At 39.7% G+C, this 12,773-nt stretch carries 7 protein-coding genes; 6 read left to right on the top strand and 1 reads right to left on the bottom strand.

The window, feature by feature from the left end; translation table 11 throughout:
• Positions 1-228: 228 nt before the first annotated feature.
• The 5 genes from GM418_RS10735 to GM418_RS10755 all read left to right on the top strand — a co-directional run bounded on the left by GM418_RS10735 (position 229) and on the right by GM418_RS10755 (position 10,715).
• Positions 229-3,384 (top strand): SusC/RagA family TonB-linked outer membrane protein, encoded by a 3,156-nt coding sequence (locus tag GM418_RS10735; RefSeq protein WP_158865912.1) that lies wholly within the window; start codon positions 229-231, stop codon positions 3,382-3,384.
• A gap of 12 nt (positions 3,385-3,396) precedes the next feature.
• Complete coding sequence (locus tag GM418_RS10740; RefSeq protein WP_158865914.1) at positions 3,397-4,980, top strand: RagB/SusD family nutrient uptake outer membrane protein; 1,584 nt, start codon at positions 3,397-3,399, stop codon at positions 4,978-4,980.
• Between the two features lie 18 nt (positions 4,981-4,998).
• Positions 4,999-5,760, top strand: a complete 762-nt coding sequence (locus GM418_RS10745) for a hypothetical protein (protein ID WP_158865916.1) — start codon at positions 4,999-5,001, stop codon at positions 5,758-5,760.
• 445 nt (positions 5,761-6,205) lie between these two features.
• Complete coding sequence (locus tag GM418_RS10750; RefSeq protein ID WP_158865918.1) at positions 6,206-9,241, top strand: SusC/RagA family TonB-linked outer membrane protein; 3,036 nt, start codon at positions 6,206-6,208, stop codon at positions 9,239-9,241.
• Positions 9,242-9,323: 82 nt separating this feature from the next.
• A complete protein-coding gene (locus tag GM418_RS10755; RefSeq protein WP_158865920.1) occupies positions 9,324-10,715 on the top strand; it encodes a RagB/SusD family nutrient uptake outer membrane protein in 1,392 nt (463 codons plus the stop codon).
• 46 nt (positions 10,716-10,761) lie between these two features.
• Here GM418_RS10755 and GM418_RS10760 read toward each other — a convergent pair whose 3' ends face one another.
• Positions 10,762-11,373: a peptidylprolyl isomerase gene (locus GM418_RS10760; RefSeq protein WP_343033387.1), complete on the bottom strand. Its 612-nt coding sequence runs from the start codon at positions 11,371-11,373 to the stop codon at positions 10,762-10,764.
• A gap of 62 nt (positions 11,374-11,435) precedes the next feature.
• On the opposite strand from GM418_RS10760, the gene GM418_RS10765 reads away from it, so the two are divergent.
• Positions 11,436-12,740 carry a S28 family serine protease gene (locus tag GM418_RS10765; protein ID WP_158865924.1) on the top strand — a complete coding sequence of 435 codons (1,305 nt, stop codon included), beginning with the start codon at positions 11,436-11,438 and terminating at the stop codon, positions 12,738-12,740.
• Positions 12,741-12,773 lie beyond the last annotated feature (33 nt).

The raw sequence follows: 12,773 nt of genomic DNA on the forward strand, positions 1-12,773 counted from the left end.
AAAAGAAAAAGGGTATACCCAAATATCGGGGATTAGGGGAAATTATTATAATACAATTCAGGCACACCATCTTTTACATAGAAATAGTTAAACAGCATTACAAATTGTAAAAAAAGTGTGAGTATCTGGCAGATGTCAGGTATAGTAAACTCCCGTTTCCCCGACGGGAGTTTTTTTATTGTCAAAATCGCAGTATCAGAAAACTAGTATTAACATAAATTATTATCTATGAGAAAACTACTTTTTATTGTAATGGCTTTGATTTTGGGGACATCTTCGTTGCTTGCCCAAACAAAGCAAATTACCGGAAAAGTTACTTCTGCCGCTGACGGAGCTCCTATTCCCGGGGCATCGATAGTAGTTAGAGGAACTACAATTGGTACGGTTACCAATGTAGATGGAGATTTTACACTAAATGTTCCTGAGAATGAGACACTGGTGGTTTCTTTTGTGGGGATGAAGACTGTTGAAATTCCGATTACGGTTCAAGCTGTATACAACGTTAGTTTACAAAACGATGTAATCGGGATGGAGGAAGTTATGGTCGTTGCATACGGAACTGCCAAAAAGGAGTCGTTTACAGGTTCTGCCGAAGTAATAGACAATGAGTCTCTTCAAAAAAGACCTGTTTCTGATATTTCAAAGGCACTTGAAGGACAGGTTTCCGGAGTGCAGGTAACTTCAGGATCAGGACAGCCGGGAGAAGGAGCAGAAATCGTAATTCGCGGTTTTGGCTCGCTTAACTCAAGTAACAATCCTTTATATGTTGTTGATGGAGTTCCCTTTGATGGGAATTTGAATTCAATTAATCCGGGAGATATCGAGTCGATGACCATTTTAAAAGATGCATCTGCCGGGGCACTTTATGGTTCAAGAGGAGCTAATGGTGTGGTTGTAATCACAACAAAAAAAGGCCAGTCAAAAGAACTTTCTGTTGAATTTAAGGCTTCTTACGGCCTTGCCTCAAGAGCAATTAAACCTTACGAAACTTTAAGTACTGCTGATTTTATCGAAGCTTCGTTTCAGGGCTACAAAAACAATTTGATTTACACCGGAGGTGTTCATCCTGACCTGGCCGGTCAAATGGCTGTGGAAGCGATGAAGGGAAGTACCGGGATTTTTGGTGCTGATGAAATGTACAATCCTTATGATATGCCCGTCTCCGAATTGATAGATCCGGAAACAGGACAAGTTAATCCCTCGGCAAATCTTTTGTATGAATCAGATTGGCTTGGCGAGATTACCAACGATAATGCTACCCGTCAGGAGTACCAATTGTATTTAAACGGGGGATCTGAGCGTTCGCAGATTTTTGCCTCAGTTGCATATCATAAAACAGAAGGTATACTGAAAACTACTGATTTCGAAAGAATTTCAGGTAGGATTGGCGCAGAACTTGAACCCAAAGAGTGGTTTAAATATGGTGGAAATGTAAACTTTTCAAAAACTGAAACAAACTATCTGGGATATGAGAATACGACCTCAAATTCCAATGTTTGGTACTCAGCCCAGTTTATGGCACCTATTTATCCGATTTACGTTCAGGACGAACAGGGGAATCCGGTTCTTTCCGAATTAGGAGAAAAACAATTTGACTATGGTAAAACAAGGCCAGCCGGCGCAAATCCAAATTGGAACCCTGTAGCCACTTTATATGAAGATGCCTATGAAACTACCGCCGATAATTTGTCCGGGAGGTTTCATGTCAATTTCCTGGGAACAGGAGTCAACAGCACCCTGGAAGGTTTATCGCTGTCGGCAAATGTTGGTTTCGACTACATAAATACAAACCAGACCGTGTACTGGAATCCTGATTTTGGTAACGCGTCATCGGTTGGCGGATTGCTTGATTTAGTTAACAAACGTGATCTTTCATACACTGTAAATGAACTTTTAAGATATGAGAAGGATTTTGGGAAACACAGCATCAATATCCTTGCCGGACATGAGTTTTATAAATTGGTTGTAAACGAACTGGAAGGGCAAAAAACAGGCTTCCCTTATTCCGGAATCAAAGAACTTGCTCCGGGTTCAACAATTTCATTGCTTACCTCATTTGAAGACAACTATGCAATTGAGTCATTCTTAAGTAATTTAACTTATGATTTTGCAGACAAATACTATCTGTCGGCAAGTTTCAGAACTGACGGTTCTTCCCGCTTTCATAAAGATTACCGGTGGGGACAATTCTGGTCGCTTGGCGGCTCATGGAGAGTTAGTGAAGAAAACTTTATGCAGACCCTGTCGTTTGTTGATAACCTGAAACTGAAAGCCAGTTACGGGAAACAGGGAAACGACAAGATTGGAACGTTTTACGGATGGCAGTCGCTTTATAATCTCGACTGGGCAAATGCCAATTTAAACGGAGCCTTACTTTCTTCATTGGAAAATACTTCAATAAAATGGGAGGAAAACAACAATTTTAACGTAGGTCTTGAAGGCATTTTATGGAATCGCGTTGAATTCGGATTAGAATATTATCAGCGAAGAACCGTTGATATGTTAATGGAAAAACCACTCGCCACTTCGCTTGGTTTCGACAGCTACTGGGCCAATGTAGGTGAAATGTTAAACTCAGGTCTTGAATTCAATACAACTGTAAGTGTGGTTACTTCAAATAACTTTAACTGGAGTGCAAATTTAAATCTTACAACATTAAAAAATGAAATCGTTGCCCTGGATGGAGAAACAGATCAGATTGTTGATGGCAATCTCATTCAACGCGTAGGAGAAGAGATTAACTCTTATTATCTCGCCCAGTCAGCTGGTGTCGACATTACTACCGGTGCTCAGTTGTATTGGGTTTATGATACAGATGACAACGGAAATCCCGGTGAACCATACATTTCTTCCGACTATCAAAAAGCATCTCAAAGTAAAAAGATTTCTGGCAGCCGGATCCCTGACTTTTTTGGTGCATTTGGAAGTAATTTTACAATCTATAAAAATTTTGATTTGTCCTTCATGACAACTTTTTCAGTTGGTGGTGAAATCAGAGATGGTGTATATACCGGATTACTAAATCCAACCTACATCGGAACAAATTACGCAGCAAACATAAAAAGAGCCTGGAGAAAACCCGGAGATGTTACCGATATTCCAAGAATCCAAAACGGAACCGGTTTTTCACGTCCGCTAACCGACGCCCAGCTTATTGATGCATCTTACTTTGCAATCAAAAATATTACGTTTGGTTATACCCTGCCTAAAAGTGTTCTTCAGTCCGTAGGAATTGAAAGTCTGAGAGCTTATGTGGCCCTTGACAATGTTGCCTTGTTTTCTCATTTACAGGGGATGAACCCGCAGCACAATTTTACCGGATCCACCAGCTTTTCGTACAGTCCTGTCAGAACAAGCCTTTTGGGAGTTGAATTAAAATTTTAAAACAATAATACCATGAAAATATATAAGATCCTTATATTATTGATTTTCTCTGTGGCGATTTTTTCTTGCCAGGATGAACTGGATACAAATCCCACAGACAGTACTTCCGGAGACGTATTATTTTCGGATGTTGAAAAAGCAAATGTAGCGCTGAACGGAATTTACCGTGCCATGTATGTTGCAGAAGAATGGTCGGCAAATTGGGCTGATGAAGAATTTGGTACAATGGCATTTATTCTCACTTACGACCTTATGGGCGAAGATATGACTCAAAATGAGGGAGGAAGTGGTTGGTTCTGGTACGATTACGTGTACAACGTGAAGTCTGATTATACACATAAAAGTGGCCGCCCCTATTCGGTTTGGTTCTTTTACTACACTATTATTTCCAATGCAAATGCAATTATTGCCTCGGAAGAAGGAATGACCGGTGCGCCTTCCGAAATTAGCAGTCTCATTGGTCAGGCTTATGCACTGCGTGCCTATTCATACTTTAATCTTATTCGTTTTTACCAGCAAACTTATGTGGGAAATGAAAGTGCTCCGGGAGTTCCGATTTATACCGAACCTACTACAAATGCTTCAGAGGGAAAACCACGCGGAACCGTGGCAGATGTATACACTCAAATAGACGCTGATATTGAACAGGCACTTCAACTGTTAAATCCCGATGTTGCTGCTTCCCGCAATCATCCTTCGCACATCGATTATTATGTGGCTAATGGAATAAAAGCCAACATTGCTCTTGAAAAAAATGACTGGAGCACTGCAGAAGCGGCTGCTGACCTGGCTATGAGCGGAGGGACATCGATGCTTTCTTTAGATGACTTAGACAAAGGCTTTGCCTTTAACGATGTAAATGCAGGCACCGTGTTGTGGGGTGTTCAGATTATCTCGGAACAAGCTGATGCCACAGAATCGTTTTTTGGACACATGGATGCAAGTGTGGATGGAAACTATGCTGAAACAGCCCGGAAATGTATCAGTTCGTGGCTTTACAACCAAATGTCGGACAACGATGTTCGTAAAAACAGATGGTGGCACGGGCCGCTGGAAATAGATGTTGAAATTGGACCGGAACTAAGTTATAACCAGTTTAAATTTCAATTTTCTGACCCGACAAATAACCTGGGTGACTATATTTTTATGCGTCACGAAGAAATGATGCTTGTCAAAGCTGAGGCTATGTGTATGCAGGCAAAGTATTCACAGGCAAGAACCGTTTTGGAAGAGTTGATGGCAGAACGCGATCCCGGTTATGATATTTCTTCATTAACTGATGCCAACACATTAACAACCGATGATTCCAACGGTCCAACAACTCCGGCAGGAGGTTCTGAAACACTTTTGGATGAAATTATTTTACAACGCAGAATTGAATTGTGGGGAGAAGTTGGCAGGATATTGGATATTAAACGTTTAAAAACAGGTTTTAGCAGAAACTTCGAAGGAAGTAACCATCCCGACAGATTGTTATCCAGAAATACACTTGACCCTGAATATCCTGACTTCGTGATGTCTATTCCTCAATCGGAATTTGATGGAAATAAAAGTATGGATGAGTCTACGGATCAAAATCCCTGGGCAGATAATTAAACTTAAAAATTTAATCGTATGAAAAAGATATTTTCGATAATAATCATTTTGGCAGTTGCTCTTCTTTCCTGTGATGAGGAAAATATGGGAACAATTTACGAGCCTGAAAATCCCTATGTGGCTTTTAGTTCCTCGGTAGTTCCTGAAAATCTGTTAACTGCCGATAATAATTTTTCTGTAGAAATACCGATTGTTCGTTCCGACGTGTCAGCGCCTGCATCAGCTGAAGTGGTTCTTGAAATGAACGATGACATTGAAGGCGTTTTTGCGCTTGAAAGCAATACAGTGACTTTTGAAGATGGCGAACTTGTAGCATATGCAAAAATAGTTCCCGTAGTTGATCCCGGATTACTTAATCCGGTAAAATCCTATGTTTTCAAATTAACATTAACAGGCGACAATGTTTCAGAACTATTTAACACATCAACATATACTGCATTCTTTGAAATTAATTATGTTGAAGCAGGTACAGCTGATTTCTCGTCAGAAGCTTTTGGAGGAGCCTGGTCCGTTGAATTGTTAAAAGCTGATTTGGGTGGAAATCTGACCGTATATAAAGCAATAGACCTTTACGAAGAAGGTTACGATGTTATTATTGTTGTAAACGGCGAAAGTGTTTCGGTTGCCGATCAGGCAGCGTGGTTCAGCGAAGATTACGGCGATGTGTTTGTTGCTGGAAGCGGAACTGCCAGCGGCAAAATATTAACAATGTCTATCGAGCATTACATTCCGGATGTGGGCTCATACGGTGCTTATGCCGAAGTTTTAACATTACCATAACCATTCGATATATTTTTATCGGGCCGTATTCCTTTTGGGGTACGGCTTTTTTTTTGTTCTTAATTTACTACCAAATGCAAAAATCTACCGACCAACAACAAAAAGTCGAGAAATAACTTGTTTGTACATATTTTTTCATTATTCATCCTATTATTTTGACCATTAGTTGATTATTTGTGTTGTCAACAGGTTCTTTATTTATGTTTGATTCAAAAAATCAAAATGTTGTTTCGGGGCATAAAATAGCACTTCACACAGAGTAGGGGGAAATTATTTATTTAAGGCACTTCAATTACACATAGAAATAGTTAAAACAGCATTACAATTTGTAAAAGTGCAAATATCTGACCGGCTGGCAGGTATCAAACTCCCGTTTCCCCGACGGGAGTTTTTTTGTCTCAACACATAAAGTTCGAAACCTAAGTATTAACATAAATTATTATCTATGAAAAAATTACTCCTTATTGTAATGGCTTTGTTTATGGGGATAAGTTCTCTTTTTGCCCAAACAAAGCGAGTTACCGGGAAAGTAACGTCAGCAGAAGACAACTCGCCTATTCCCGGGGTTTCGGTGAGTGTCAAAGGTACCACAATCGGAACAATTACCGGTATTGAAGGGGATTACTCACTAACCGTTCCCAATGATGCCGTTCTTGTATTTTCTTTTGTTGGGATGAAAACTGCCGAATTACCTGTTACTGCCGGTTTAGAACACAATGTCCAGCTTGAAATGGAAGTGATGGGTGTAGACGAAGTAATGGTTGTAGCTTACGGAACACAAAAACGTCGGGCAGTTACCAACGCAGTTACAAAAGTGAATTCTGCCGAGCTGGAAAAAATGCCGGTAACAAGTATTGAAAATGCTCTTTCGGGGCAAGCTGCCGGTTTACAAATCAACACGGGTTCACGCTCGGGTGAAGCCAACACTATCCGTATTCGTGGAACCTCTTCCATCTCCGCGAGCTCCCAACCTCTTTTTGTTATCGATGGAATTCCGCAAGGTGACTACCAAATGGGATACGCCGGCAACAATGCTCAAACCAGCCCCTTGTCGACACTTAATCCAAACGACATTGAAAATATTCAGGTACTGAAAGATGCATCAGCAGCGGCACTTTATGGTTCAAGAGCCTCTAACGGTGTTATTATGATTACAACAAAACGCGGTAAGAGCGGTAAAACACAAATTAACCTAAACTATTATTCCGGATTTCAGGAAGCCACCAATTTTATGGACGCGTTAAATGGTCCTGAATATACAGAGCTATTTAACGAGGCTTATTTTAATTCAACAGGTGTTGAAAATATACTCGGAAACCCGGAAAATGCAATCGATACTGATTGGCTGGATGCAGTGTCAAGAAAAGGGATGATTAGTCAATACGATTTTTCTGCTAACGGCGGTAATGAAAGGACACAATTTTATACCGGTGTAAGTTATCGTGACGAAGACGGTTATACTATTGGAAACGATTTTCAGCGAATCAATATTCGTACAAATATTGATCACGAGGTTTCTGATTTCTTTAAAATCGGAACTAACATCAGTGTAGCACGAACTTTTAATAACAGAGTTTCAAACAACAACTCGGTTGCTTCGATGTCTACTTCAGGGATTCTCCAATATCCAAATGTTCCCATTTATGGCGACGGTTCTGAAATGTATGGACCGGAAGGTACGTATTACCTGGGAAAAGGCGTAAATCCAAACAACAATATTGCTTACAATCTTTTAAATGAAGTGGATGAAAACATCCATGAAGCAATTACTGTTCGCCCTCAAATAACCACTTTTGGTGAATTTACTTTTTTTGATGACTTCAAATTCAGAAGCGAATGGTCGTTGGACTATATCGACTTGTCTGAGAAAATTTTCTGGGGATTAAATTCCGGAGATGGTGGCGGAAGTAATGGTGTAAGCCAGGCTCTCAGTTACAGGAATACCAACTGGATTACCACAAATACGCTGAGCTACGACAACGTTTTTGATGAAAAGCACCAATTATCTGTTATAGCAGGATACTCGTTCCAGGAAAACCGCCTGGAACAAAGCAATGTTACCGGAGAACAATTCCCGAACAACGACCTGTGGACTGTAAACAATGCAGCCGAAATTACAAACGGAGGCGGATCGATTAGTCAATTTGCCATTGAATCCTATTTTGCCAGGTTAAATTATTCCTATCTGGATAAATACCTTCTTGAGGTTTCGTTGAGACGTGACGGTTCATCGCGGTTTGGAGCAGATAACCGTTATGCGAATTTCCCCGCTGTATCTTTAGGGTGGATTGTAAGTGACGAAAATTTTATGCAGGATATGGATTGGCTTAGTTTGGCAAAAATTCGTGCCAGTTATGGTTTTACCGGGAATGCTGAATTCCTCACCAGTTCAACAAATCCAAGATATGCTGTAGCTGCGAATTTCCCCGCACTTGGTTTATACGGTGGCGATTTGGATGGAAGCGATTATGGTGGAAATCCCGGATTATCGCCCACGCAGTTGGCAAACCCCGATTTGAAATGGGAACAAACAGCACAGCTCGACCTGGGAGTTAACCTGGGATTGTTCAAAAACCGCATCGATTTTGAAGCAGATTACTACTACAAAAAAACTACCGATCTTTTACTTGATGTGCAAATTCCGGCTTCCGGAGGGTTTACATCCATTGCAAAGAATTTGGGAGAATTGGAAAATAAAGGCTGGGAATTTGCTTTGAATACAAGAAACTTTGTCGGAAAATTTAGGTGGAATACTAATTTTAACATCTCTTTTAATAAAAACAAAATTACTGACCTGAAAGGGGAGATTATTGAAAACAGTATTTCCCGGGCTATGGAAGGTCAGCCTATTGGTGTTTACTACACCGTTAAATTCGCAGGAGTAAATCCCGATACGGGGGAATCAATGTTCTATGACCTGAATGGCAATAAAACCACTACTTACAGTAACGACTACCGTCAGATAGTTGGTGATCCAAATCCGGATTACATCGGTGGAATTACCAACAATTTTGCCTGGAATAATTTTGATTTAAGTGTACAGGTTCAGTTTGTTCAGGGAAATGATATCTATTTTGACGCAGGCAGGTTTTGTGCCAACAGTATGGCATTGTATTTTAATAACCTGAAAGACCAGTTGAATCGATGGCAGGAACCGGGAGATATTACAGATATTCCCAAGGCCGTTTTGTTTGACTCAACCAACCGTCAGCATTCCTCTCGTTTTGTGGAGGACGGTTCGTTTGTAAGGGTAAAAACGGTTTCATTAGGTTATAATATTCCTACTCAGCTCCTTACAAAAGTAAATATCCGTTCTGTGCGGATTTATACAACGGCCTATAATTTCTGGACATTTACCAATTACCGCGGGCACGATCCCGAAGTATCCTCCGAAGGAACCCTGAATGTGGGACAAGGAATTGATTTCTTTCAGGCACCTCCTTCCAAAAGTCTGATTTTTGGGTTGAATATAGGTTTTTAAAATACATTATTTGAAATATTTATGAACTCAAAATATTCACAGTTCAATCAAATAACATTGAATTTTATAAAAAAAAGATAAGATGAAAATAGATAAATATATAAATAGAATTATTCCGGTTTTGACTGGTATACTTTTTCTTACCGTTTCTTGTGAAGACCGGCTGGAAATAAATCCCTGGCAATCGCTTAGCGACCAACAGGCCCTTACTACACTAAGTGGTATTGAGAATGCTGTTACCGGTTGTTTTGATGCACTTCAGGACGAAAACCTTCTGGGTACAAATGTAATTCAAAATGCCGAAATAAAATCGCAGTATATTCACTGGCAAGGTTCATATACAAGTTATACCGAAATGAGTCAGAAAGATATCCAGCCCGATAATACAGATGTCTCTGGAATGTGGATTGCCGGATACGACGGAGTAAACAGGTGTAATAAAGTAATCGAGGCTGTTGACAATGGATTAGATGAAGCAGGATTTGAAGAAGTGAAAGACAGGATAAAAGGTGAAGCTTTGTTTTGCAGGGGAGTTTTGTATTTTGAAATGGTTCGCAGCTACGGTTTGCCATACAGCGAAAGCTCATCTTCTGATCCGGGAATTGTTATAAAAAACACTCCGTCAAACGACCTGGAAAGTGCTACGGAACAACTGCCACGTTCATCAGTTCAAGAGGTTTATAACCAGGCTATCGCTGATTTAAAAGAGGCAGAAGCGTTGTTGCTCGAAACAAGCGATGCCGGAAGAGCTAATAAATACAGTTGTCGCGCTTATTTGTCAAGAATTTATCTGCAAATGAAAGATTATTCAAATGCAGCAAGTTATGCCAATCAGGTAATCCAATCGGGTAATTATACTTTGGATGCTGACCCAACAAAAATTTTTGGAGAATCATTTACTTCAGAAATGGTTTTTGGAATTATCCATACATCGACCGATAATTTTGGTTCGAATAACGAATCGTTAAATAACTACTGGAATCCAAATGAAAGAGGAGACATTATCATCAAACCATCGACAATTGCACTATACAGCGAAGGTGACCTGAGATTGGGCTGGTTTTTTGAGCAGGATGATTCGTGGTGGACAAACAAACACATTCAAAACGATTATAATGCACCGGTTATTCGTTTGGCTGAAATGTATCTGAACAGGGCCGAAGCGCTGGCCGAAACAGGCACCGATACCGGCGAAGCACTTACAATGTTAAATACCGTTCGTTTGAGGGCCGGACTGGATGAGTTATCAGATCTTTCGGTACAGGAGCTAATTGCCGCAATTCAGGAAGAAACCATCCGTGAATTTATGGCAGAAGGGCATTCATTGTATGACCTCGAAAGATGGCACAAAAATATCGGGTACAGCAATATCGATATTACAGAAACTGTACCCTGGAACGATCCGAGTTTGTTGTTTCCTATTCCGCAACGGGAAATGGATGTAAACGATAATTTGGAGCAGAATCCACTTTAAACAAGATTAGTTTTTGAGGGGCTGTCCTGACAGACAGCCTCTTTTTCTATAATATTTTTATGCTGTAAATGGAGACAGGTTCAACAAGATACTGTTGATTATCTTTTTGCTTCTGTATTTTTTTTGCTACCTCCATTCCTGAAAGTACCGTACCAAAAGCTGCAAATCCCTGTCCGTCGGGGTTTCTTTTGCCTCCAAAGTCTAACTCCGGCTGATCTCCAATACAAATTGAAAATTCCGTGGAAGCAGTTCCGGGTTCATAACGTGCCATTGATAATGTCCCGTTTAAATGTTTTAACCCTGTCATTTTTGTCGTTTCATGTTGAATAGACGGATACTTTGCTATTTTTTCATCATCGAATAAACCACCCTGGACAACTTCTATTTTTACTGCGTTGTTGGGTTGATTATCCATACGTACCACCCGATAAAATACGGCATTGTTTAACGCTCCGGTTTTAACCAGATTTAGAAAGTTTTTTGCTGTAATTGGTGCATTTACAGTATCCAGTTCAGCAACAATGTTTCCCATTGAAGTCTTTATTCTAACTTGAGGAAGCGGTTGTCCAATCCCAATAAAAAAGGAAAAGCTCAATAACCAAAAAAGAATTATTATTCGCATTTCTGAGAATTTAGTGTGATATAAAGATAAACACATAAAAGTGATATCATAAAAACAAAAATGTTTTATAAATTCACCATTTTACATAATTTAAACCCATGAAAACAGTTCAGCTCTTTATATTTCTGTTTGTATTTTCGGTTTGTGTAACTGCACAAACTACAGAACTTGAAAATTTTTTGAATTCACAATCTTCAATTCAAAGTGTAGAAAAAATTACCGGAAACAGTTTTTTTGAAGAGACTTTTAAAATTATGGTGAAGCAAGCTCTCGATCATTCTGACACTTCCAAAGGATTTTTTCTTCAACGTGTTTTTATTGCAGATAAGGGTAAAAATACTCCGGTTGTACTAATTACCGAGGGATATACGGCTAACTATGCGGCCAGTCCACGCTATTTAAATGAACTGAGCCCCATGTTAAACGCCAGTCAGATTTGTGTGGAACATCGCTATTTTGGTCAGTCGTGGCCCGATTCGGTGAACTGGAACTATTTGACTGTTAAAAACGCTGCTGCCGACCATCATTGTATTGTCGAGCTATTTCGGAAATATTATAGAAACAAATGGATAAACACCGGCATAAGTAAAGGTGGGCAAACAGCAGTTTATCACCGAACATACTATCCTGAAGATGTAGATCTAACTGTTGCTTATGTGGCTCCGTTAAATTTTGCGGTAGAGGACAAACGGCATCAAAAATTTTTAAAAACAAAACCCGGTACAGCGGACCAACGAAAAAGGATTGAAGATTTCCAAATTGCGGTGCTAAAGGCAAGAAAAGAGATTGTTCCTAAACTGGTTGAGTATTCCAAACAGAAAAATTTTACCTATCGTATTCCGATTAATGAGGTTTTCGACTACTGGGTGCTGGAGTTTCCTTTTGCGCTCTGGCAATATGGAAGGCCACCAGACAATATTCCTGCTCTGGATGCCAAGCCGCGGGACTTTTATGACTACATGATGAACGTTTCCGAACCATCGTATTTCTCTGTTGAAGCAATGGATGGAATAAAGTCGTTTTATGTGCAGGCTGCCCGCGAACTCGGTTATTATGCTTATGATATCAAACCATTAAAAAGATATCTGATGATAAAGTCGGCAAAGCATTACCTTGAAAAAATCTTCCTTCCTTCCGGTTTAAAAATCAAGTATGAACGAAAAACAGCCCTGGAAGTAAAAAAATTTATTAAAACTACGGATAAAAATATCCTTTTTATTTACGGACAGTATGATCCCTGGTTTGCATCTTCATTTCATATTCCTCAAAAAGAAAATCTTTTAAAAGTTGTTAATCCTGGCGGTAGTCATTCAAGCAGAATTCAAAATTTGCCGGAAAAACAACAAAAATTGGTACGAAATATGCTGGAAAAAAGCCTGGGCTTTCATATTGATATAAATTAATTGGGAAAAGCTTCTGTTTTGTTGTTTAAGATT

Source organism: Maribellus comscasis (genome assembly GCF_009762775.1).
Taxonomy (GTDB): domain Bacteria; phylum Bacteroidota; class Bacteroidia; order Bacteroidales; family Prolixibacteraceae; genus Draconibacterium; species Draconibacterium comscasis.